Source organism: Hymenobacter segetis (genome assembly GCF_054776495.1).
On record NZ_BAAHBV010000001.1, the window covers coordinates 2,279,382 to 2,301,576 of the forward strand.

Consider the following 22,195-nt stretch of genomic DNA (forward strand, 5'->3'; position numbering starts at 1 on the left):
GCTGTATGACCATTCCTCTGGTTTTAACAATCATCGGCAGGCTAATCTCAACTCAATTTTGATTGCAGAACATTCATCAGATAGGCATCTGAAATATGCTCCTGTTCCAAGCGGTTTTGCGCTGGCTTGCTAATTAGCAGCTGATAGAGCTTTTCCTCACCCGGAGTCAGCAGCTCAAAGTTGATTTGGGATGGAATGGTGCCGGCATGGGCAAAACGCTCGTGGTCATGGTACGTCTTCGCATCCATGAGCACCGACCGGGCTTGCGGAAAATAGCTGCGCAACTGCGTCAGAATGCGCAGGCCGTGCAGGTCCAGGTCGCCCCAGTACCACAGCGGCAGGTGGTGTAGCCAGTGGCAATGGCGCAGGCGCTCCACGGCGTAGCCACTGCCCCAGATTGCCAGGGTGGCAGGCAATGGGGGCAAAGTCAGAAAAGTGAGTTTGTTCTCGACTACCAGCACTTTCAATCCGGGCTGCATGGGCAAAGTCAGGCGCTCAAAATCCGGTTGTGGAATGGTGAGGTCGGCAAGGCCGCCAAAAGCGGCGGCCAGCATTTCATCCAATAGCCGGAAACGGACGGCGGCCGCATCGGTTCGCAGGCCGAAGCGGGTGGCAAAATCGGTGGTCGGCTCCTGCTGCTCGGGGGGCAACAAGTAGCTCAGTAAGCTGCTGAGAATGCCGCTGTGCTGCTCCACGAATTTGCTGTGCACGCCGGGCACCTGGCGGGCGTACAGGTTGGGCCGTGGATTTGCCAGGAAGAACTGGCAGACGGCCAGCAGTTCCGGCCAGTATCCGGTATGCGGGGTTACCCGTTCAGGATGCAGTTCCAACCAGCCGGTCAGGGCCGGCAGTTGCTGCCGAATGAGGTCGGCTTGCGCCTGAAAGCAGGCAAAATCTGCGGCCAGGCCACAGAGGCGCAGGTAATCCTCCAGCGTTTCCAGCTGGATTCGGACGGGCACGCCCTGCTCGCCGTGCCGGGGCGAGCGCACCGTGGCCCAGTGCACCACGTAGCCAAAGCCCCGGCCCTCGAGGGAGCCGGCGCGCAGGGCTTGCAGCTGCTGCGTGCGTTGGGCGGGCTCGGTGGTCAGGCTGCCTTTGTTGCCGGCTATCACCAACGGGAACTGCGCGGGCAGCGTATCGGCCAGCCATGCCTGCAGCAGGCGTGGATAATAGCGGCGAGCTTTCGCGCCTATCTCTTCCGGCGTAATCATGCGTTAGCGGGCACTTCGCCAGTGGCAACGGCCGCCGGGGCGGCGTGGCGCTGCTGATACTGCTCCAGCGTCAGGTCCCACACTTCCGACTCGAAAGTGGGCCGGCGGCGCACCAGGTGCAGGTGCTCGATGAAAGGGGCGGCCAGGGGAATGTTGTCGAGCGGCGTCACAATCATCAGCTGCAGGCCGAGCTGCGCAAAGAGCTTCAGGGCGTAGGTCGAGTTGGCGGCGTCGCTTTTGCTAAAGGTTTCGTCGATGACCACGAAGCGGAACGAGGGCTGGTGGCGGCCGGGCTTCAGGGCATTGTACTGGTAGGCGATGGCGGCGGCCAGCACGGTGTAGGCCAACTTGGCCTTCTCGCCGCCCGAGCGCCCGCCCGAATTGGAATACACGTTGATGACCTGCCCCGTTTCGCGGGCCACTTCTTCGGCCCCGAATTGCAGCCAGTTGCGCACGTCCAGCACCTTGCGGCGCATGGTGTCGTCGCGGTGCAGCTCATCGAGCAGGGTTCGGAGGTTTTCGAAGGCAATCAGGGCTTGCTGCGGGTCGCGCGAGGCCAGTAGCTCCTGGTTGGGCACGGCCTGGTGCAGGCGGGCGCGAAACGCGGCGATGCCTTGCGCGGCCCCGTCGCGCACGTCGGTGGCCGTGAGGCGAATATAGGCGCGCGGCTGCTGGCTGAAATCGATGCTCACCAACGCTTCGTTCAGCTCGCCAATGCTGCCCCGAACATCCCGCAGCTGCTCCGCCAGCGTCTTGCGGAATTTGAACACGAACTGCAGGACATCTGTCGTCAGGTGTTTCTGGAACTGCTGCTGGTATTGGGGCAGGTTTTCGACGCTCAGGCGCTGGTACAACAGTTCGTAGTCGCCCAGACTATCGGGATTAGCCAGCAGGTTGGCGCATTCGGCGTGCCACTGCGCAGCATAGGCTTCGGGTAGCTGGTTGGGCTTGCGAAACTGATTCATCTGGTTGACCAAGCGGGGCAGCAGCTTTTGAACCTGTCCGGCGTGGCCGGCGTGGCGAGTGCGCAGCTGGCTTTCCGTGGTGGCGCGCTGGTGGTCGGCTTCTTCTACGGTGGCGGGGTCCGGCAGCGGAGCGGCCAGCCACAGGCCGGCGGGCACCGGGCTAGGCGTGTTGGGCCAAGCGTCGGTTTCGCTTTGCAGCTGGCCAGTCAGTCGCTGAACATCGTTTTCCAGTCCCCCCAATAATTTATCGACCTGGGTTTTATCAGCCAGCACCTGGGCTTCTTCGGCGCGGGCGGCTACTAGCTGCGCCTGCGTCCGGCGTAGCGCTTCGTCGTTGTCGCGCTGGTGCTGGAGCTGCTCCTGCTGCTGGGTTAGCTGTTGGTGGTGTGTCTTTTCGGTGGCCCAATCCAGCTCCTCAAATGATTTGACGCGGAGTAGCAGTCCAAGCTGCTCCTGCTTTTTGCGAAGCTGCCCCCGGGCTTCGCGGATGCGCCCGATGGCTTGGGCGGCGGCATTTTCCCGCTGTCGCAGTTCGCGCAGCTCGTTATCCAGCGCGGTTATTTTTGCCTGGTTGTCCCAGCCCAGCACGTAGTGGCGTGGGCCGGTTTTGCCCGGACGGTCGTCCTTTTCGTGGCGGTGGCGGGTGCGCGTCAGGCCCGCGCTGGTGAGCACCAGGGGCTCCGCACCGTCCTCAAAACGCGCCAAATCATCGGTGCAGCAGTAGTTGTAGTGTTGGTATAGGTGCGTCCGCAGCCACACATCAAATGGTCGCCTCTCTGCAATATCCAGCTTGTGGAGCAGCGAGTCGGCCCCCAATTCCCCACTGACCAGCCCCTGGCCGGGCTCTACGCGGTGGTACACCAGCCGGCCGCCCAGGTCGGTTTCGTGCACGTACCGGTTGATGCGGGCAGCCAGCGCGGTGGGCACCAGCAATTGCAGGCCCACGCCGTGCAACAATTTTTCGATGGCGGGCCGCCATTCGGCAGCCTCGGCTTTCACCTGCAGCAGCTCGCCGATGAACGGAATCTGCGCCGGGCTGATGTCCAGCGTTTGGCACAGGCGCTGGCGCAGGGCCGTCATTTCCCGCGGAATCAGGGTGCGCTGCTCGCGGAGGGCCTCCAGGTCTTTCTCGCCTTGCTCGCGCTGCTGCTGGGCAGTTTGTTGCCGGCCCAGCTGGCCGGCCAGGTCAGTTTCGAGTTCCTCTTCGGTGGCTTTCGATGCGGCTACTTGTTGCTCGGCCTGCTGGCGGGCCGTCTCAAACTCCGGGGCGGTGGTGGGCATGTTCAGACCAACCTGCTGCGCCAGTTGGGCATACTGCTCATGGAATTCGCGCTTTTGGCTCAGGCGCTGGGTGGCGCTGCGCAACTGCTCGCGCACAAGTTCCAGCTTGCGGCCCACGTCAGAATTGCGGACTTCAAATTCCAGCTGACTGATGCGCGGCTTCAGCACTTGCAAGGCCTCGTGCAGCGCCTGTTGCTGCGCCGTAGCGGCGGCGGCTTCCTGCTTGCTTTGGGCCAGCACCTGGCGCAGCACGGTTATTTTGCGCTGGCCAAAAATTTCGGGTACCGCCGCCATGGCCGCGTCCAGCGCAGCGCGGCTGGTCTCAGCCGCCTGGTACTCGCGGCCGGTGTCCACAACGGGCTGCAGCAGCCGCACCTGGTGCTCGGCTTTTTGCAGCAGGTGGTAGACTTCCAGCAGGTGCCGGTAGGCGTCATACAGCTCCCGGAAGGCCGCCTCGCCTCCGGCATCGCCGAGCATTTCGCGCCGCACAAACTCATCCAGGCTGCCCAGCATTTTCATGCCAACGGTTTTGCTGAACAGCGTCAGGGCCTTGTCGGAGCGCACGTCCACCGTCCGTTGCCATTCGGCCGCGTATTGCTCAAACGATGGCGTTTCCTTGAAAACGCCCCCAGCCAGCAGATGCGTGCGCCAGCCAGCGGGCTCGCCAGCTAACCGGGCTTGCAATACCTCATCGGCCTTCAAACTGACTGCGCGCGGCAGCACCAGGTAGTGTGTCACGAGCTCGCCCTGCCGGAAGCGGCGGTACTGCACTAGGGTAAGGGTCTGGCCCAGGTCGGCGTGGTGGAAAGTGGCCGACAGCCAGCTGTAGTAGCCCGTGCCGGCCCGCAATACCTGTGCGGTTACGTCGCCCGTTTCAGCATCCTGACCGGTGCCATAGGCTCCTTCCATGTAGGACTTGATACTCCGGTCACGCTTGGCCTCCGTGCCGCTCGACTGGTTGAAATGCCGGTGCTGTGGGGGTGTGAGCAACGTCACCAGGGCATCAACCACCGTGGTTTTGCCCGCCCCGTTGGGACCCGTGAGCAGGGTGGTGCTTCCGCCGGGGCTAAGCTGCCACACCGGCCCGTGAAACGTGCCCCAGTTATAAATTTCCAACGTGTGCAGCCGAAAGCCGGGTAGAGCCGTTGCGAAGCCAAAGTCAAGTGTGCGCATGGGTTACAGGGAAGGAAAGGCAGGTTCGGACGATTCCTCGTCGGGTAGCTCAGCACTGGCGGGGCCGGCCAGGTGCTGGCGCAACTGGTCGCGCACATCCAGCAGCTTTGCGTTGCTGATGAGGGCCGTTACCAGGCGGCAGATTTCGTAGCGCGGCTCCGGGTCCAGGGTTTTATCCGGAGCCGTGGTGCGTAAAAACCCCAGTCGTTCGGCCGTTTTCAGGTCGGCATCCAACTGCTTGCTGGCCTTGGCCTCGTCGGTAGTGGGACGGGCAAACAGCTCCAATTGCTGGCGCAGCTCGGCCCGGGTCACGAAGCAGCGGCGCGTGTCGTCGGTCGCGGCCTGGTCGAAACGGTCGAGGTGGTAGCGCAGCGCCACGCACAGCATGGTTAGCTCATAGGACAACTGATGGCGGCGCATCAGGCGCGGCAGGTCGGGTTGGCTGGCGTCGTACTCGTCTTCGTCGGGCGCGGGCTGCGTTACATAGGCCAGGCCCTGGTCCTTATCCAGGTGTAGCTTCAGCCCTATTTTGGCTAGGTACTGGCCGATGCTCACCTGCAGTTGTTCCAGCTCGCGCCACTGGGTTTTGTCGGTGTCGTACACGGCACCGAGCAACAGGCGCAGCACATGCGGGGCGAAATCAGCAGCCATCGGTAGAAAGTCTGGAATAGAATTATTCAGGAAGCGGTGAAGTAGACTTTGGGCAGCCGCACCCGCCGGGCATCCGGCAAAGCAAGGCATTCGGTCGGGGCATCGGGGTCGAAGTGAGCCGGTTGCCGGGTTTCGCCGGCCAGGTAAGCCACCAGTTCCGGCAAGCCTTGCGGCAGGCCGTACCGGGCCACCACTTCCGCCAGCGCCACCGTGGGCCGTAGCAATAGCATATCGGCCAATTGCTGCTCCAAGCGGCGGACATCAACGGGCGGGGCTTCCTCGCCCAGGGTCGCCAACAGTTCGGCCACGGAAGTGCGGGTGGCGGGCTTGGGCAGGGCGCAGGCCACCACCTGCGGCGGCTCAAACTGCGGCGGGCGTGCCAGGGGCAGGTACACAGCGGCTTCGTCGGTTTCCAGAGTAATGAAATGGCGCACATCCGGCGGCTGGGGGGAGGCCCGGCGGGCCAGGTCACGGATTTCGCGGAGCAGCGTGGCCGTGAGGCGGCGGTCGGCCACGGTTTCCTGGGCCAGAGCACGGTGCAGCTTTTCGGCCAGCACCTGCTTGGCAGTAATCACCACATCGGCCTCGGTATGCAGGTGCTCTTTGAGGCGCGCCAGCAGCGGATGCGGCTGCCCCAGTTGCCGGGCGTGCAACACTTCGTGCGCGGCTTGCACCAGCGTGCTCCATTCGTCCTTGGCCTCGTCTTCGTGCAGAAACAGCCAGAACGCTTGGAAGCTCTGGCCTTGGTCCGACTGCTCCAGATGCTTCCGCTCCTGCAAGGCCCCGCCCAGCAGCTGCCCCCGGTGCTGCGTAGCGGCCTGCTGCTGCATGAGGCGAAACGACATTTCGCGGAAGTTCTGCCGCACGGTTTTGAAATCGCCTAGCAGCAGCTCAGCCGTTTGGCCCAGCTCGGTGTACCGCTCCCGCACCTGCGTATCGGAAAGTGGCGTCACCTGGTTGGTGGCCCGAATCTGCTCAATTTCCTCATCGAGCCGCTGGCGCTGGGCTTCCAGCTCCCGAATGCGCTGCTGGGGGTCGTCGTGGCTGCGCTCCAGCAGCTCCCGCAAGCCCGCAAACAGGCTTCGGAACCGGGACTCGGTGCCCACAAACGTGCGGGTTTCCAGCATGGCCAGCCACCGAAACACCATTTCGCTGTGCGTGGTCAGCTCGTAGTGCACCTGGCCGTCGCCTTCCTGCCGCCGGGCCAGCAGAGGCATGGTTTCATCCGTCCAGCGCCGGAGCCATTCCTGTGCCCGCAGGCGCGGATTGGGCTCATGGTCGGGCTCATACGTCTCCACATGCTGCTCCAGGCGAACCAACAGCCGCTCGTGCGGCACCCGGCTGATATGGTGCTGCCGAAAAACCTCGTACAGAAAACTGACCGTAAACGCCGGATTATCCTTTTGCCCTCGCAACAGCGCAATGGCCGGGGCCGGCTTTTCGCTGAGCAGGTAGCGCGCGGTAGCGTAATCCAGCACTTGCTCCATGAGGGGTAGATAGGTCCGTTGTTAAGCACAATTTATTTTAGACCAGCCCGGCAATTTGCGGGAATATCCTGGGTTTAGCAAAAAAAATCAGACACTCATCTAATCCATCGCTGATAAGCACAAGCGTCAGCAAGACCATCGACCTACTGAACAAGAGACAGACTTAGCAACCAGGTATTATCTGAAAATCAGCCGAAGGCATATCTACCTGCTGTAGGGCCTGAGCGCACAAGTATATTTGATTATGAATCGGCGTAATGGATTGCGGCTTTTAAGCACTTTGCTGATTGGTGGGTTGATACTGTTTGGGCTCGACTGGCTCTGCCCTCTGCCGCTCGCCCCGCGCTACTCCCCCATCGTGCTGGCGGCCGATGGTAGCGTGCTCCACGCCTTCTTGAACCCCACGCAGAAGTGGCGAATGAAGACGGAGCTGGCCGAAATAACACCGGCACTACAGCAAGCCATTATCCAGAAAGAAGACCGGTATTTCCGCTACCATTTCGGGGTAAACCCCGTGGCGATAATGCAGGCCGCTGGCCGGAACATCTTCAAAAAAGGCCGCACCACCGGGGCCAGCACCATCACCATGCAGGTGGCCCGGCTACTGGAGCCCAAGGAGCGCACCTTCGGCAATAAGCTGCTCGAAATGCTGCGAGCCACGCAGCTGGAAGCCCACTACAGTAAGGCCGAAATCCTCCAGCTCTACCTGAACCTGGTGCCCTACGGCGGCAATATCGAAGGCGTGAAATCGGCCGCGCTGCTCTACTTCCAGCAACCGCCCGATTACCTCTCGCTGGCCCAGACCGTGACGCTGGCCATTATTCCCAACCAGCCGCGCGTGCTGGTTTTGGGCAAGAACAATGATAAAATCCTGGCCGAGCGCAACCGCTGGCTGCGGCAGTTTCAGCAGCAGCATTTGTTCCCGAACCAGGATATTGAAGATGCCATTAATGAGCCGCTGGACGTGCAGCGCCACGCGGCCCCCACGCTGGCCCCGCACCTGGCGCGCCGGCTGGTTTCGCAGTTTCCGAATCAGCCCATCATCCACTCCACACTCCGGCGCAACCCCCAGGCCAAAGCCGAGGACCTGACCAAAAACTACGTGCGCCGTCTGCGCGAGCTGGGCATTTCGCAGGCCGCCGTGCTGGTGGTGAATAACCGCACCCGCGCTGTGGAAGCCTACGTAGGCTCCGCCGATTTTACCGATGCCGCCAGTAGCGGGCAGGTGGATGGCGTGCGGGCCATTCGCTCGCCGGGCAGCGCGCTCAAGCCGTTTTTGTATGCGCTGGCGGTAGATAGAGGCATCGTGACGCCCAAGCTGAAGCTGCCCGACGTGCCCACCAATTTCAGCGGCTTCCGTCCCGAAAATTTCGACAAAAGCTGCGCCGGCGAAGTAACCGTTGAGCGGGCCCTGACCTACTCGCTCAACATCCCAGCCGTGCGCGTGCTGGCCGATGTGGGTGTGCCCGTTTTCACCGATAATCTGCGGGCGGCTGGCTTTAAAAGCGTGGCCAAAGCGGCTCCGAGACTGGGATTGAGCACCATTCTGGGCGGCTGCGGGGCCACGCTGGAGGAGCTGACGGGCCTGTACGCTGCCCTAGCCAATGGTGGAAATTATCAGCCGCTCCACAACACCACACCCATTGAGAAAAAAAACCTAACCCTCAAAACTCAACCCTCAACCCTTCTCTTATCCCCCGCCGCCGCCTTCCTCATCACCGACATCCTCGCCCAGCGCACCCGCCCCGACCTGCCGATGGGCTACCAAAACAGCCGCCACCTGCCCAAAATCGCCTGGAAAACCGGCACCAGCTACGGCCGCCGCGATGCCTGGAGCATCGGTTATAATGCCGACTACACCATTGGCGTGTGGGTGGGCAATTTCAGCGGGCAGGGCAGCCCCGCCCTCACCGGGGCCGACGTGGCCTCGCCCCTGCTCTTCGACCTCTTCAATACCCTCGCCTACAACTCGCCCAACCGCTGGGCTGTGCCGCCCACCACCCTCGATTTTCGCCTTGTGTGCGCCGAAACCGGCCTCGTGCCCGGCGAGCATTGCCCCAATCAGCTCATCGACTACTACCTGCCCGGCACCTCTTCGGCCCGCCACTGCGAGCACCAGAAAGAAGCCCTCGTATCGGCCGATGGCACTATTGCTTACTGCCGCGCCTGCGTGCCGGCGGCGGGCTTCAAGCGCCAGCTCTTCCCCAACCCGCTGCCCGAAGTGCTGGCGTTCCGGGAATCTCAGGGTCTGTCCAGTACACGTCTGCCGCCGCACAACCCCGCCTGCCGGCTGGTGCGCACCACCGACAGCGGCGCGGGCGCGGCTCTGGCCATCACCTCTCCGCTCGACCACGCCGAGTACGTACTCGACCGTCTCGACAAGCAGCAGATGCTGCTGAGTTGCGCCGCGGGCAGCGAGGTACGCCAGGTATTCTGGTACGTGAACGACCGGTTTCTGCGTGCGGCTTCGGCTACTGAGCGGGTGTTTTTCCGGCCGCCCAGCGGAGCGGTAAAGATTTCCTGTGCCGACGACCACGGCCGCAACGTGAACATTCAATTGCAGGTGCAGGAGTTGTAGCGCGGACTTTTAGTCCGCGAGTGGCTCACCTGAATTCGCAGACTAAAAGTCCGCCTTACGCTTCGCCAAAAAAGCAGGCCGGCACCCCTGCCACGCCCGGCCGCACGGCAAACACGTCGCCGCTGAGCGGAAATTCGGCTGCCTGCTGCGGTGTGAGGCCGCCCCGCGCCGTGGTGATGAATAGGGTTTCGAGCCCCGGCCCGCCGAACGCGCACGAGGAGGTAAACGGCGCAGGCACGGTGATGACCTGGAGCAACGCACCGGTAGCGGGGTCGTAGCGGTGCACGCGCCCCGCGCCCCACAGCGCCACCCAGAGCTGGCCTTCGGCGTCGATGGTCATGCCATCGGGCCCGCCGCTGCCTTCCGGGATGCGAATGATGACGCGCGGGTTGGCGATGTGGCCCGTGGCATTGTCGTAGTCAAAAGCCTGCACGGCGAGGGTGGGCGTGTCGATGTAGTACATCGTGCGGCGGTCCAATGACCACGCGATGCCGTTGGAATTGGTGATGCGGCGCAGCATGGCGTGGGTGCTGCCGTCGGGGTCGAAGCGGTAGAGGGTGCCGGCGTGGGGGCGCAGCATCAGGTCGAAGGTACCCACCCAGAAGCGGCCCGCCGGGTCGCACTTGCCGTCGTTGAAGCGCAGGTACTGGTCCGTCACGGGGTCGGCGAGGCGGGTGAGCAGACCGGTGGTCAGGTCGATTTCGTGGATGCCGGTTTGCAGCGCCACTAGGGCGCGACCGCCGTGCCGGGGCACCACCGTGCCAATGCGCTTGCCTACCGGGTAGCGGCGGTCGTGCCCCGTGGCGGGGTCGAAAATATGCAGCGCCCGGCCTTCGATATCGACCCAGTACAGCTCGGCCGTTTCCGGGTTCCAGAGGGCGCCCTCGCCCAAAGCTGCCTGCGCGTGAAGGATGGATTCGGCCTGCATGGTGGTCTGGCTACGTGGTGAGCAATGCGGCGAGGTGCTGCTTCAGCACGGCCAGCTGGCCGTGCAGGGTTGTTTCCTGGGCGGTTTTGGTGGTTACCGGGCACTTGTGGGCGATGCCCAGCACGCGCAGGGCCGCGCCGTAAAGGTCCACCAGCACGGCCTCGCCGGCCAGCACGATGCGGGCCGGCAGGTGAGCCAGCAGTTCGTGGCATTCGCTGCCGATGAGCAGGCCGCTCAGATAGAAGTAGTTTTCCGGCTTGCTGTTCTTCTGGAATAAGTCGTTGGTTCGCACCAGAAAGGCATTGTGGAGCAGGTTGGCCTGCTGGCCATCCAGTACCCCTTTGGCAAACCACTGCTGGTGCCGGCCCTCGGCCAGCTTCCCTCCCTCCTCCACCGAGGCCGCCAGAATACTTTTGGTCGAAAGCAGGGAGAAAAACTCGCCCGTCATGTAGGTTTTCAGGGCCGTGGCCTGGCCATTTTGCACCGTGACGTGCTTGGCGTGGGTGCCGGGATGCAGGAAAAGCTGCTCCTCGGGCGTGTTCTCAAACCCGCAGCCCACCAGCTGCACCTCCTCGCCGCGCATCACGTCATCGTCGCTTCGCACTCCCGAAATCAGCAGCACCGGATGCGGAAAATCCGCCGTTGGACCAATGGTTTTGGTGAGCAAATCCGAGCCATCCACCGCGAAGGGCAGCGGCTTATACGGCAGCTCCGCCATGCCGATTGTGGACGAGGCCATGCCCGAAATCACCACTGGCACGCCCGCCAGCGCGGTTTCGGCCGCCGCTTCCAGCCGCTGAATGTGCTGCCGCACGATATTCAGGTAAAACGCCACGCGCTGCTCGGGCGGCTGCCTGGCCTGCTGCCAGCGTTCGGCCGTGGCCGCGTTACCCTCCTTCGAGCTTTCCTCGGCGATGATGGTCAGGGTGTCGCGCTCCACCAGCCGCAGGCGGAAGGCGGTGGTGCCCCAGTCGCAGCTGAGGAAGGTGGGGGGTGGGGTCATTGGTGGGAAGGTGTTTAGCTCATCTAGTTAACAGACCGTCATGCTAAGCGCAGTCAAAGCATCTCTACTGCTTCGTTGCAGCAATTGAATTAGTTGCGCGGTAGAGATGCTTCGACTGCGCTCAGCATGACCATTCTCTTTTCTTCATTCTCATCAAAATACCCCTACCATTCTGCCACGCTCCCATCCACATTTCGCCAAATCGGATTGTGCCAGTCATGCCCAATAGCCGCTCGGCTACGCACGTATTCCTCATTGATTTCAATGCCCAGCCCCGGCCCGCCGGGAATCCGGCAATGCCCCGCCTCATAGTCAAACACCGACTTATCGACCAGGTAATCGAGCAAATCATTCTCTTTGTTGTAATGAATCCCCAGGCTCTGCTCCTGAATGAATGCGTTGTGGCAAGTGGCGTCCACCTGCAGGCAGGCGGCCAGCGCAATGGGCCCCAGCGGGCAATGCGGCGCGGCGGCCACGTCGAACGCCTCGGCCATGCTGATGATTTTCTTGCACTCGGTGATGCCGCCGGCGTGCGATAAATCGGGCTGAATAATATCGACGTAGCCATCAATGAGTAGCTGCTTGAAATCCCAGCGCGAAAACATCCGCTCACCGGTGGCAATGGGAATGCTGGTGTGCCGGGCAATCTCGCGCAGGGCCTCGTTGTTCTGCGGCAGCACGGGCTCCTCGATGAACATCGGGCGGTAGGTTTCCAGCTCGTGGGCCAGCACTTTGGCCATCGTCTTGTGCACCCGCCCGTGGAAATCGATGCCGATGCCCAAGCCCGGCCCGCCGGCCGCCCGAACGGCCGCCACGCGGGCCAGCACGGCATCAATCTTCACATAGGAGTCGACGTAAGCCATTTCGTCGGTGGCGTTCATCTTGATGGCGTCGAAACCTTTGGCCACCATCTCGGCCGCAGCTGCGCCCACATGCTCGGGCCGGTCGCCGCCAATCCAGGAGTAGACGCGCATCTTATCCCGCACCGGACCGCCCAGCAGCTGGTGAATCGGCGCATCGTGGTACTTGCCCTTAATGTCCCACAGTGCCTGGTCGATGCCCGCGATGGCCGACATCAGAATCGGCCCGCCCCGGTAGAAACCGCCCCGGTACATCACCTGCCAATGGTCTTCGATGTGCAGCGGGTCTTTGCCAATGAGGTTCTCCATGAGTTCCGTCACGGCGGCGGCCACGGTGGCGGCCTTGCCCTCAATCACCGGCTCGCCCCAGCCGATGAAGCCGGTGTCGGTTTCGATTTTGAGAAACAGCCAGCGCGGCGGCACCTGAAAGAGTTCGAAGCGGATGATTTTCATGGGGTGTCCTTGGGTGGAAGAATGAATACTGATGGCGCGGGGCTCCGGCCCCGTGTCTGGTATTAGTGGGCCTGTGGCCCACAGAACGTCGCAGGCTGGGCGGTATGAAATATGCTGGTGCCGCGGGCCAGAGGCCCGCCAATAATCAGCACGGGGCTAGAGCCCCGCGCTATCCGCACCCTACGCCACGGCCGCCACAAACGCCCGCGCCTTCTCCGTCAGCTGCGCCAGATTCTCGTCCGTCACCGCCTGCCGGGTATCCACCAACGCGCTGCCAAGTCCAAAAGCCTTCGCCCCGGCATCAGCAAAACCTTTGATATTATCCAGCGAAACCCCGCCCGTGGGCATGAGCGGAATGAAAGGCAGCGGCCCGGCAATGTCCTTGAAATAGCTCGCCCCACCGGCCCCGGCCGGGAATACCTTGATGAGGTCGCCGCCGTATTCGTAGGCTTTCAGAATCTCGGTGGCGGTGTAGGCCCCGGGGATGCTCACGGCCCCGTAGCGCTTGGTCATGCGGATGGTTTTCTTGTTGAGCGTGGGCGAGATGATGAATTTTGCCCCGGCCAGCAGGGCGGCGCGCGCCGATTCGGGGTCAAGCACGGTGCCGGCGCCCACCAGAAAATCATCGTCCATGCCCCCGGCAATTTCCCCAATGGAGGCCAGCGCCCCGGGCGAGTTCAGCGTGACTTCCATGGCGCGCACGCCGCCGGCGTGTAGCGCCTGGGCAATGCGGAGCAGGTCTTTGGGGGCGGCACCACGCACGATGGCGACTACCTTGTGTTCGAGAATGTGGGCGAGCGGGTTCATGGGAGCTTCAGGCGGGCAGCCGCATCATTGCAGCTTGCTGGCAACGTATAACCGCCCAGGCAGGTTAGGCCAGGTGGCCTCAGCGCGTTTTAAATCAACCTTATGGCCAACCTAGTGCTCGTCCGGCACGGCGAATCAACCTCCAACCTGGCCAATATCTTTACCGGCTGGCTCGATGTGCCCCTCAGCCCCAAAGGCGATGCCGAAGCCCAGCAGGTGGCCGAAAAGCTGCGCGGCTACCACTTCGACGCGGCCTATAGCTCCGACCTCATCCGGGCCGAGCGCACGCTCGATATCATCGTATCGCGGCCGGCCTGGGCCACCATTCCGGTGCACCACGTTTGGGCGTTGCGGGAGCGGATGTACGGCGACCTGCAAGGCCTCAACAAGGCCGAAACGGCCCTGAAATACGGCCAGGCGCAGATTGATATCTGGCGGCGCAGCTACGCCGTGCCCCCGCCCGGCGGCGAAAGCCTGCAACAGACGCAGGCGCGGGTGGTGACATTCTTCGAGGCCGAAATCGCCCCAAAGCTGCGGGCCGGACAGGACATTCTCATCGTGGCGCACGGCAACACGCTGCGGGCGCTGCGCATGTACCTGGAGCACCTCACGCCGCAGCAGGTTGAGGGGCTGGAAATCGTGACGGGCGGCGTTTGCGTCTATCATTTTGATGCGCAGCTGAAGATTCTGGAGCTGCGCACGCTGTAGCCGCGCCGGCACCGGTACCCATGAACGTAACGTGAACCCGGCGAAAGGAGTAAGCAGGACTAGCTGACCGAAGCCTTCTCTCGGCGGCTCCGTTTCCACTTTTCCGCACTCATGGGTCCTCAGTTCCTTTTCGCCACCGGCATCGAAAACAGCAACCCCACCATCCAGAACGGCAAGCACCGCGTGGATGAGCTGGAGAAATGTAACCACTACAAGCTCTGGCAGAAGGATTTCGACCTGGTTGATGAGCTGGGCATCAAGTTTCTGCGCTACGGGCCGCCCATTCACACCACGTTTCTGGGGCCGGGCAAGTACGACTGGAGTTTTGCCGATGTGACGTTTCAGGACCTGCTGCGGCGCAACATCGCGCCCATTGTCGACCTGTGCCACTTCGGCGTGCCCGACTGGATTGGCAACTTCCAGAACCCTGATTTTCCCGAGCTGTTTGCGCAGTATGCCAAGGCGTTTGCGCAGCGGTTTCCGTGGGTGCAGCTCTACACGCCGGTGAACGAGATGTACATCTGCGCGCAGTTTTCGGCCCGCTACGGCTGGTGGAACGAGCAGCTGAGCGGCGACAAGCCCTTCGTAACGGCCCTCAAGTACATCGTGAAGGCCAACGTGCTGGCCATGGAAGCCATTCTGGAAGTGCGGCCCGATGCGGTATTCATCCAAAGCGAGTCGTCGGAATACTTCCACGCCGAAAACCCGGCCGCCATCGGCCCCGCCGAAACCATGAATTCCGAGCGGTTCCTGTCCCTCGATTTGAACTACGGCCGCCGCGTGAATTCCAGCATGTACGAATTCCTGATGGACAACGGCATGACCCGCGAGGAGTACCACTTCTTCCTGAAAACCAAGATGAAGCGGCACTGCATCATGGGCAACGACTACTACTACACCAATGAGCACCGCGTATCGGCCGACGGCAGCACGCGCGCTTCGGGCGAGATTTTTGGCTACCACGTCATCACCACGCAGTACCACGACCGCTACCGCCTGCCCGTGATGCACACCGAAACCAACATCTGGCAAGGCCAGAACGGTGACGAAGCCGTGAACTGGCTCTGGAAAGAGTGGGCCAACGTGCTGCGCGTGCGCAACGACGGCGTGCCCATGGTGGGCTTCACTTGGTACTCCCTCACCGACCAGGTGGACTGGGACACCGCCCTGCGCGAAAACAACGGCCGCATGAACCCCGTGGGCTTGTATGACCTCGACCGCAACATCCGCCCCGTGGGCGAGGCCTACAAACAGCTCATCACCGATTGGAGCCAGGTGCTGCCCGCCCAAAGCGTGTGCCTGCAAGTGCCAATCGTGATGCCCCAGGAAAGCAACGAAACCTGGGCCAAAGAGCAAAAAGCCGATGTGAAAGCCGCTAATGCGGATAAATCCACGGCTCAGGCCAACGCCACGAATGTGGACGCAGCGTAGGTCCAAATTGTCATCCTGAGCGCAGCGAAGGACCTTATTACGCCAGCACAGCTTGCAGTAATCCAATCAGCGCAAGCGTGAGAAGGTCCTTCGCTGCGCTCAGGATGACAACCGATTATAACCAACATCCCCCCCTTCCCCTTCCCCTTCCCCTTCCCCTCTTCCTTCCCATGTCCCCTCGCTTCCAGGATAAAGTCGTTCTCATTACCGGCGGTGCCAGCGGCATTGGCTTAGCCGCCGCCAAGCGTTTTGCCTCTGAAGGTGCCCGCGTGGTGCTGGCCGATTACAACCAAACCAACCTCGACGCCGCCGTGCCCGAGGTGAAAGCCGCCGGCGCACCCGACGTGCTGGCCAGCCTCTGCAACGTGGCCATCGAAGCCCAGGTGGAAGCCACCGTGGCCGCCACCCTGGCCCAGTTCGGCCGCCTCGATGCGGTGGTGAATAACGCCGGCCTCATGCAGTTCAAAGCCCTCGAAGAGCTGACCGGCGACGACTGGCTGCGCATCCTGAACGTGGATTTGCTGGGTGCATTCTACTTCACCAAGCAGGCTTTTCTGCACATGAAGCCGGGCGGCAGCATCGTGAACGTGGCCAGCATTCACGCCGTCGAAACCAGTCCGCTGGTAGCGCCTTATGCGGCGGCGAAAGCCGCCATGCTGTCGCTCACCCGCTCCTCTTCGCTCGAAGGCAAGCCTAAGGGCATTCGTACCAACGTCGTTTTGCCCGGCGCCATCGACACGCCCATGCTCTGGGATAATCCGAACGTAAAATCCGGCGTCGAAGTCATCGACAAAGCCGATGTGGGCAAGCCCGAGGACGTGGCCGCCATCATCGCCTATCTGGCTTCGGATGATGCCGCCTTCGTGCAGGGAGCCGAAGTGCGCGTGGATGGCGGCCGGCTCGACCGGCTGTAAGCCAAAAAGAATGCGTAGCATGACCATGTTGCACAAAAAAGGGCCAGCCAATTATGCATTGACTGGCCCTTGAAGCATCGTTGCGTTAGCGCAGTTTATTTGCCTTTCTTCTTCGCCGCGGGCTTGGTGCTGGCCATGGCCGGCGATACAAGCTGACCGTTGCGAACAATCACCTTGCCGTCAATGTCCACCGTGGCGTTGGCAATGGGGAAGCTGTAGCCACCCGGCGTTTGGTTCTGGCCGCCATACAGGGCATTATTGCCAGTGCTCACGTACACCATACCAGCCGCCGTGTTTGGGTAGAACGCCTTTGCGTTATCCGTTTTCATCATTGGATTAAGCCCGATGAAAAACTTGTCTACTTGCAGCCCTGGAGCCCCATAAGCGGCCATTTGTTCTTTAAAAGCATCGGCCCCAACCTCGGCCCGCACGTTTTCAACCTGACCGCTCTTCAAGTCAGCTTTAAAGGCTTTCAGCGGTTTGCCATCGGAAATATTGTCGTTGGCAACCGCAAGCCGGCCCGTGGCGGAAGTTTCCTGGCAGGTACCGTAGAGTAATCCGCCGGGCAAACGCGCCGTCCGGTTGTAGATAAGTTTCTCCTGCTGGTCGGCGGCCGACAATACCCCGTCATCGGCAAACACGGGGCGGCTGGCCAAGTCTACAGTCAGGTCGGTACCTTCCGGCGAGGTAATGTGCATTTTTTTACCGTTGGCCAGAAGCTGCTTCATCTGCTCCGCTTGCACGGCAATAGCCGAGTAGTCGGTTCCTATGCTGCCCCATATCATTTGCTCGTAGCCAGCATAGTCGAGTTGCTGCGACGCGGCGTAACTCTTGCTTGGATAGGTTATATACACCCCCCGCTGCTTGCTGGCATCTAGTTTCTGCGTGTAGCCGGACGCGGCAGCCACTTGACCAAATTTGGCTCGGCGGGCCGTACTCAGGCCCGCCATCACCGCGCGGCCGTCTTCAACTGTAGGCAAGCCGATGAGCACATCTGCCTGCAACGACATGTTATTGAATTTACTTGCCTGGATATCCGCTTCGGGCGTTTCCATGTTAACGGCGCGCGCCACCTTGTCGGTTTGAACCCACATCAAGGGCTGTCCGCCGGCACGGGCCACTTCAACGGCCACAGCTTCCATGAGGGGCAGCGTGTGTTGGCCGCCCGAAATGATAACTGACTCGCCGGGTTTTACTCCGGCCGAGGTATTCACAATCTGTTTGGCCACCTGCTCGTAGTTCTGGCCGAAGGCCGAACCGGACGACAAAATCAGGCCCGAAACGCAAGCCATTGGTATAAGTTTTTTCAACATGACAACAAGGATTGAATGGGTAAGAAATTTGACCAGTGCTCCGGCGCGGCTAGCGGTTAGATTCACCGATTTACAGGTCAATGTTACGTTTAATTATATTAAGTTTATAATTATTTGTATTTAATTAAAAAATATTCAATTCACGAAGCCCTTGCGCCAGCACCAAAAAGTCGGCACGGCCGTTGCAATAGGCTATTTGCCGACATCATTCGTCCGGCGCTCCCCGCTATGAAAAACCGCACCCTGGCCGTTCTATTCTTGCTTTTGGCTGGCTCGTTCAGCGCCTCGGCCCAGTTCCGCCTGCCCGACCTCAAGAACATCAACCTCCCCAACATCCTCAAAAAGCCCACCAGCACCGGCACCTCAAGTAGCGGCAGCATCGGCGGCCTCAGCAACGCCGACGCGGCCAATGGCCTCAAGGAAGCGTTGCTGCAAGGCATTGGCAAAGGGGCCGACCAGGCTTCGCAAACCGACGGTTTTTACCTCAACCGCCTCATCCGCATCCCCTTCCCGCCCGATGCCCAGCGCGTGGCTACCACGCTGCGCAGCATCGGCCTGGGCAGTCAGGTCGATAAATTCGAGCTGAGCCTGAACCGGGGCGCGGAGGACGCCGCCCGCAGCGCCAAGCCCATCTTCATTTCGGCCATCAAAAGCCTCACGTTTTCGGACGTGTGGAATATCCTAACCGGCCAGAAAGACGCCGCCACGCAGTTTCTGAAGCGCACCACTTCCACGCAGCTCGTCTCGGCCTTCTCGCCTATCATGCAGAAAAGCCTCGACCAGGTGGGTGCCACGCGCTACTACACCCAACTGGCCACCACCTACAACCAGCTGCCCCTGGTGCAGAAAGTGCAGCCCGACCTGAACCAGTACGCCACCGGCAAAGCCGTGGACGGCCTGTTCACGCTCATCGCCCAAGAGGAAGCCAACATCCGCGAAAACCCGGTGGCCCGCACTACGGAGCTGCTGCGTCGCGTGTTTGGCAGCCGGAGCTAGGTATTATGAAGTAGGGTGCGGGGCTTGCCCCCGCCCGTCATTGAACGGCTTTTACACAGAATGTTCAACGACGGGCGGGGGCAAGCCCCGCACCCTACACCAATTGGAGTGGCGTATGTTTGCGGCCCTAAATCCGCAACCGTACGCCACTTTTTTATGCCCACCCTCACCATTGGCAGCCTTGCCGAACTCGAAGCGCACACCGGCCAGGAGCTGGGCGTGTCCGAATACCACACCATTACGCAGGCTCAAATTGACCAATTTGCCGCCGCCACGCTCGATTTTCAGTGGATTCATACCGACGCGGAGCGCGCTGCTACCGAGTCGCCATTCAAGGCTACCATTGCCCACGGCTACCTCACGGTGGCGCTGCTGCCCTATCTCTGGCAGCAAATCGTGACCATCGAGAACCTGAAAATGCAGGTGAACTACGAAATCGAAAGCCTGCGCTTCAACCAGGCCGTGACGGTAAACAGCGCCGTGCGCCTGCGCGCCAAAATGCTCTCGGTAACCAACCTGCGCGGCATCGCCAAAACCCGCATCGAAGTCACCCTGGAAATTGAAAACGTGAAAAAGCCGGCCTACACGGGCGTGGTGACGTTCTTGTATCATTTTCAGGAGCAATAGCTTGACTCATTATTTGGCGACTTTCTATTGAATGTCGCCCACTTGCCCCGACTGCTTTCGTGGTCGGGGCTTTTTTGTGTACTTTGGGCGCATCATACACCTTTTTCTGCGTTTTATTATGAAACACTTTTTCCTGGGTCTGGGGCTCGTGCTGAGTCTGGCCACTCCCCAAACCGGCTTTGCGCAAGCGGCCAAACCGGGCGCGCAGCCGCCGCTTATCGACCGCGAGCTGCTCTTCGGTGACCCCGAAATTTCGGGCGCGCAGCTCTCGCCTGACGGCAAGTTCCTATCCTTCATCAAGCCTTACAACGGCACCCGCAACATATGGGTGAAGGGCCTGAACGAGCCCTTCGATAAGGCCCGGCCGATGACCAACGACCAGGCCCGCCCGGTGCGCAGCTACTTCTGGAGCCGCGACGGCAAGTATCTGCTCTACAGCCAGGACAAGGCCGGCGACGAGAACTTCAACATCTACGCCGTGAACCCGGCCGAAGCCCTGCCCACCGGCCAGCCCGTGCCCACCGCCCGCGACCTCACCGGCCTGAAGGGCGTACGGGTGCAGGTTATCAACGTGCCCCTCACCGACCCCAACACGCTCTACATCGGCCTGAATGACCGCGACAAGGCCTGGCACGACCTGTACAAGCTGAACCTGACTACCGGCGAAAAAACCCTGGTGCGCCAGAATAACGACCGCATCGGCGACTGGGTGTTCGACTGGAACGACCAGCTGCGCCTCGCGGCCCGTTCGAACCCCGACGGCAGCACCGAGTGGCTGCGCGTGGAGGGCGAGCAAATGACGCCCTTCTACAAAACCACGATTGACGAGCAAAGCGCCGTGGAAGGCTTCGCCAAAGACAATCAGCACGTATACCTCGCCACCAACAAAGGCTCGCGCAACTTGGCCGAAATCGTGCTTCTGGACCCCGCCACCGGCCAGGAACAGCCCTACCAGGCCGACCCGCTGAAGCGCGTGGACGTGGGCGGCCTCGCGCTGTCGGAGAAAACCCACGAGCCGGTGTTCGTGAGTTTTGAGGACGACCGGATGCGCCGCGTGTGGAAGGACAAGGCCTTTGAGCAGGACTTTACTACAGTTAGCAAGAAGCTGCCGGGCCTGGATGTGTACCCCGTGTCACACACCACCGATGAGCGGCTGTGGCTGCTCTCGGCCAGCTCGGCCACCCAGCCCAATGTGGCGTACTTATTTGACCGCCAGACCAAGCAGCTCACCAAGGAGTACGAAACCCGCCCCAAGCTGAAAGCAGCCGACCTGGCCGACATGAAAGTGGTGCGCTACAAGTCGTCGGATGGCCTGGAAATTCCGGCTTACCTGACGCTACCCAAGGGCGTGGCGGCTAAGAATCTGCCCGTCATCATCCTGCCCCATGGCGGGCCGTGGGGGCGCGATACCTATGGCTTCAACACCATGGCCCAGTTTCTGGCCAACCGGGGCTACGCCGTGCTTTCGCCCAACTTCCGGGCTAGCACCGGCTACGGCAAGCAGTTTCTGAACGCCGGCAACGGCGAATGGGGCCGCAAAATGCAGGACGACCTGACCTGGGGCGTGAAGTACCTCGTGGCCCAAGGCATCGCCGACCCCAAGCGCGTGGGCATCATGGGTGGCTCATATGGCGGCTACGCCACGCTGGCCGGCGTGGCCTTCACGCCCGATTTGTACAGCGCCGCCGTGGCCATCGTGGCGCCTTCCAACCTGACCACGCTGCTCAACGCCATCCCGCCCTACTGGGAGGCCGGCCGCAAGCAGATGTACGCCCGCATGGCCGACCCCGGCACCGCCGAAGGCCGCGCCGCCCTCGACCGCATGTCGCCGCTGGGCTCGGCTAACAAAATCAAAACCCCGCTCATGGTGGTGCAAGGGGCTAATGACCCGCGCGTGAACAAGGCCGAAGCCGACCAGATTGTGGTGGCCCTGCGCGACCGCAACTACCCCGTGCAATACCTGCTGGCCCCCGATGAAGGCCACGGCTTCGCCCGCCCCGTGAACAACATGGCCATGTTCGCGGCCTCCGAGAAGTTCTTGGCCGGCCATCTCCACGGTCGCTACCAGGAAAGCATGAGCCCCGCCGTAGCCAAGCGCCTGCAGGAAATCACCGTGGACCCGAAAACGGTGCAGTTGGTGACGAAAACGAATGTGAAGTAAGTTTTGTATGACATTAAAAAAGCCCCTGCCAATATTAGCAGGGGCTTTTTTAATGTCAGAAACGAGCAGGGTGTGGGGTCGTACCCTACACTGCCATTTCCGGGTATTCGTCGCCGGCGTACACCGGTTCCATATCCTTTTCCTCGTCCTCGGTAAACAGACGGGACCGAATCAAAAACCGCACGCCGAGCGGAATTTCCAGCGAGAAGCTCGCGCCCCGGCCCTTCACCACATCCACCGTGAGCTGGGTGTGTTTCCAGTACTCGAACTGGCTGGCACTCATGAAGAAATCGCAGCCGTGGATGCGACCCAACCACGTATCATTCCCACCCACCCGAAACTCGCCCTTGGCGAAGCACATGGGCGAGGAGCCGTCGCAGCACCCGCCGCTTTGGTGAAACATGAGCGGGCCGTGCTCGTCGCGGAGCAGGTCGATGGTGGCTTCGGCGGCAGTGGTAACGAGGACGCGGGGGGTGGGCATGGGTGGGAATGAGGCAGGTGGAAATTAAAAACAATAGAACGTCATGCTGAGCGTAGTCGAAGCATCTCTACCTCATCACTAACTCTTTCGTTTGAGATTAGTTATGCGGTAGAGATGCTTCGACTACGCTCAGCATGACGTTACTTTTCAGCTGAGAAACTTAGCTA

At 61.4% G+C, this 22,195-nt stretch carries 17 protein-coding genes; 7 read left to right on the forward strand and 10 right to left on the reverse strand.

What is annotated here, in order from left to right:
* Nucleotides 1-47 precede the first annotated feature (47 nt).
* From ACYU70_RS09480 to ACYU70_RS09495, 4 genes are read right to left on the reverse strand one after another with little or no spacing between them, the layout of a single operon-like run.
* Nucleotides 48-1,211, reverse strand: a complete 1,164-nt coding sequence (locus ACYU70_RS09480; protein WP_342301284.1) for a Wadjet anti-phage system protein JetD domain-containing protein — start codon at nt 1,209-1,211, stop codon at nt 48-50.
* The gene (locus tag ACYU70_RS09485) at nt 1,208-4,630 is read right to left on the reverse strand and encodes an ATP-binding protein (protein WP_342301282.1); all 3,423 of its coding nucleotides are present in this window, start codon (nt 4,628-4,630) and stop codon (nt 1,208-1,210) included. The genes ACYU70_RS09480 and ACYU70_RS09485 overlap by 4 nt, the downstream gene beginning before the upstream one ends.
* 3 nt (nt 4,631-4,633) lie before the next feature.
* A complete protein-coding gene (locus ACYU70_RS09490; protein ID WP_342301280.1) occupies nt 4,634-5,281 on the reverse strand; it encodes a DUF4194 domain-containing protein in 648 nt (215 codons plus the stop codon).
* 26 nt (nt 5,282-5,307) lie between these two features.
* The gene (locus tag ACYU70_RS09495) at nt 5,308-6,768 is read right to left on the reverse strand and encodes a DUF3375 family protein (RefSeq protein ID WP_342301278.1); all 1,461 of its coding nucleotides are present in this window, start codon (nt 6,766-6,768) and stop codon (nt 5,308-5,310) included.
* 295 nt (nt 6,769-7,063) lie between these two features.
* On the opposite strand from ACYU70_RS09495, the gene pbpC reads away from it, so the two are divergent.
* Nucleotides 7,064-9,346: a penicillin-binding protein 1C gene (pbpC, locus tag ACYU70_RS09500; RefSeq protein ID WP_342301276.1), complete on the forward strand. Its 2,283-nt coding sequence runs from the start codon at nt 7,064-7,066 to the stop codon at nt 9,344-9,346.
* A gap of 55 nt (nt 9,347-9,401) precedes the next feature.
* Here pbpC and ACYU70_RS09505 read toward each other — a convergent pair whose 3' ends face one another.
* From ACYU70_RS09505 to ACYU70_RS09520, 4 genes are all read right to left on the reverse strand, one after another.
* Nucleotides 9,402-10,274 (reverse strand): SMP-30/gluconolactonase/LRE family protein, encoded by an 873-nt coding sequence (locus ACYU70_RS09505; RefSeq protein WP_342301273.1) that lies wholly within the window; start codon nt 10,272-10,274, stop codon nt 9,402-9,404.
* A 10-nt stretch (nt 10,275-10,284) separates the two neighbouring features.
* On the reverse strand, nt 10,285-11,277 hold the full coding sequence (locus tag ACYU70_RS09510) for a 2-dehydro-3-deoxygalactonokinase (RefSeq protein ID WP_342301271.1): 993 nt from the start codon (nt 11,275-11,277) through the stop codon (nt 10,285-10,287).
* Between the two features lie 164 nt (nt 11,278-11,441).
* A complete protein-coding gene (gene dgoD, locus ACYU70_RS09515; protein ID WP_342301269.1) occupies nt 11,442-12,590 on the reverse strand; it encodes a galactonate dehydratase in 1,149 nt (382 codons plus the stop codon).
* 180 nt (nt 12,591-12,770) lie between these two features.
* Nucleotides 12,771-13,397 carry a bifunctional 4-hydroxy-2-oxoglutarate aldolase/2-dehydro-3-deoxy-phosphogluconate aldolase gene (locus tag ACYU70_RS09520; RefSeq protein WP_342301267.1) on the reverse strand — a complete coding sequence of 209 codons (627 nt, stop codon included), beginning with the start codon at nt 13,395-13,397 and terminating at the stop codon, nt 12,771-12,773.
* A 102-nt stretch (nt 13,398-13,499) separates the two neighbouring features.
* Here ACYU70_RS09520 and ACYU70_RS09525 point away from each other — a divergent pair, with 102 nt between their 5' ends.
* The 3 genes from ACYU70_RS09525 to ACYU70_RS09535 all read left to right on the forward strand — a co-directional run bounded on the left by ACYU70_RS09525 (nt 13,500) and on the right by ACYU70_RS09535 (nt 16,450).
* Complete coding sequence (locus ACYU70_RS09525; RefSeq protein WP_460615973.1) at nt 13,500-14,105, forward strand: 2,3-bisphosphoglycerate-dependent phosphoglycerate mutase; 606 nt, start codon at nt 13,500-13,502, stop codon at nt 14,103-14,105.
* A gap of 111 nt (nt 14,106-14,216) precedes the next feature.
* On the forward strand, nt 14,217-15,536 hold the full coding sequence (locus tag ACYU70_RS09530) for a family 1 glycosylhydrolase (RefSeq protein WP_342301237.1): 1,320 nt from the start codon (nt 14,217-14,219) through the stop codon (nt 15,534-15,536).
* A 170-nt stretch (nt 15,537-15,706) separates the two neighbouring features.
* Nucleotides 15,707-16,450, forward strand: coding sequence for an SDR family NAD(P)-dependent oxidoreductase (locus ACYU70_RS09535; RefSeq protein WP_342301235.1), 744 nt, complete (start codon nt 15,707-15,709; stop codon nt 16,448-16,450).
* 95 nt (nt 16,451-16,545) lie between these two features.
* On the opposite strand, the gene ACYU70_RS09540 is transcribed toward ACYU70_RS09535, so the two are convergent.
* Nucleotides 16,546-17,829, reverse strand: a complete 1,284-nt coding sequence (locus ACYU70_RS09540) for an aminopeptidase (protein ID WP_342301234.1) — start codon at nt 17,827-17,829, stop codon at nt 16,546-16,548.
* Nucleotides 17,830-17,991: 162 nt separating this feature from the next.
* On the opposite strand from ACYU70_RS09540, the gene ACYU70_RS09545 reads away from it, so the two are divergent.
* The 3 genes from ACYU70_RS09545 (at nt 17,992) to ACYU70_RS09555 (ending at nt 21,547) form a co-directional block, all read left to right on the forward strand.
* Nucleotides 17,992-18,759 carry a DUF4197 domain-containing protein gene (locus ACYU70_RS09545; RefSeq protein ID WP_342301232.1) on the forward strand — a complete coding sequence of 256 codons (768 nt, stop codon included), beginning with the start codon at nt 17,992-17,994 and terminating at the stop codon, nt 18,757-18,759.
* Nucleotides 18,760-18,915: 156 nt separating this feature from the next.
* Nucleotides 18,916-19,386, forward strand: a complete 471-nt coding sequence (locus ACYU70_RS09550; protein WP_342301230.1) for a MaoC family dehydratase — start codon at nt 18,916-18,918, stop codon at nt 19,384-19,386.
* A 118-nt stretch (nt 19,387-19,504) separates the two neighbouring features.
* On the forward strand, nt 19,505-21,547 hold the full coding sequence (locus ACYU70_RS09555; protein WP_342301228.1) for a S9 family peptidase: 2,043 nt from the start codon (nt 19,505-19,507) through the stop codon (nt 21,545-21,547).
* 85 nt (nt 21,548-21,632) lie between these two features.
* Here the strand turns inward: ACYU70_RS09555 and ACYU70_RS09560 are convergent, their stop codons facing one another.
* Nucleotides 21,633-22,028 carry a DUF779 domain-containing protein gene (locus tag ACYU70_RS09560; RefSeq protein WP_342301226.1) on the reverse strand — a complete coding sequence of 132 codons (396 nt, stop codon included), beginning with the start codon at nt 22,026-22,028 and terminating at the stop codon, nt 21,633-21,635.
* Between the last annotated feature and the right edge of the window lie 167 nt (nt 22,029-22,195).

What these genes read in the sequence shown, in the direction of transcription:
- ACYU70_RS09480 (WP_342301284.1), bottom strand. Translation starts at nt 1,211, where the DNA reads ATGATTACGCCGGAAGAGATAGGCGCGAAAGCTCGCCGCTATTATCCA.
- ACYU70_RS09485 (WP_342301282.1), bottom strand. Translation starts at nt 4,630, where the DNA reads ATGCGCACACTTGACTTTGGCTTCGCAACGGCTCTACCCGGCTTTCGG.
- ACYU70_RS09490 (WP_342301280.1), bottom strand. Translation starts at nt 5,281, where the DNA reads ATGGCTGCTGATTTCGCCCCGCATGTGCTGCGCCTGTTGCTCGGTGCC.
- ACYU70_RS09495 (WP_342301278.1), bottom strand. Translation starts at nt 6,768, where the DNA reads ATGGAGCAAGTGCTGGATTACGCTACCGCGCGCTACCTGCTCAGCGAA.
- ACYU70_RS09505 (WP_342301273.1), bottom strand. Translation starts at nt 10,274, where the DNA reads ATGCAGGCCGAATCCATCCTTCACGCGCAGGCAGCTTTGGGCGAGGGC.
- ACYU70_RS09510 (WP_342301271.1), bottom strand. Translation starts at nt 11,277, where the DNA reads ATGACCCCACCCCCCACCTTCCTCAGCTGCGACTGGGGCACCACCGCC.
- dgoD (WP_342301269.1), bottom strand. Translation starts at nt 12,590, where the DNA reads ATGAAAATCATCCGCTTCGAACTCTTTCAGGTGCCGCCGCGCTGGCTG.
- ACYU70_RS09520 (WP_342301267.1), bottom strand. Translation starts at nt 13,397, where the DNA reads ATGAACCCGCTCGCCCACATTCTCGAACACAAGGTAGTCGCCATCGTG.
- ACYU70_RS09525 (WP_460615973.1), top strand. Translation starts at nt 13,500, where the DNA reads ATGGCCAACCTAGTGCTCGTCCGGCACGGCGAATCAACCTCCAACCTG.
- ACYU70_RS09530 (WP_342301237.1), top strand. Translation starts at nt 14,217, where the DNA reads ATGGGTCCTCAGTTCCTTTTCGCCACCGGCATCGAAAACAGCAACCCC.
- ACYU70_RS09535 (WP_342301235.1), top strand. Translation starts at nt 15,707, where the DNA reads ATGTCCCCTCGCTTCCAGGATAAAGTCGTTCTCATTACCGGCGGTGCC.
- ACYU70_RS09545 (WP_342301232.1), top strand. Translation starts at nt 17,992, where the DNA reads ATGAAAAACCGCACCCTGGCCGTTCTATTCTTGCTTTTGGCTGGCTCG.
- ACYU70_RS09550 (WP_342301230.1), top strand. Translation starts at nt 18,916, where the DNA reads ATGCCCACCCTCACCATTGGCAGCCTTGCCGAACTCGAAGCGCACACC.
- ACYU70_RS09555 (WP_342301228.1), top strand. Translation starts at nt 19,505, where the DNA reads ATGAAACACTTTTTCCTGGGTCTGGGGCTCGTGCTGAGTCTGGCCACT.
- ACYU70_RS09560 (WP_342301226.1), bottom strand. Translation starts at nt 22,028, where the DNA reads ATGCCCACCCCCCGCGTCCTCGTTACCACTGCCGCCGAAGCCACCATC.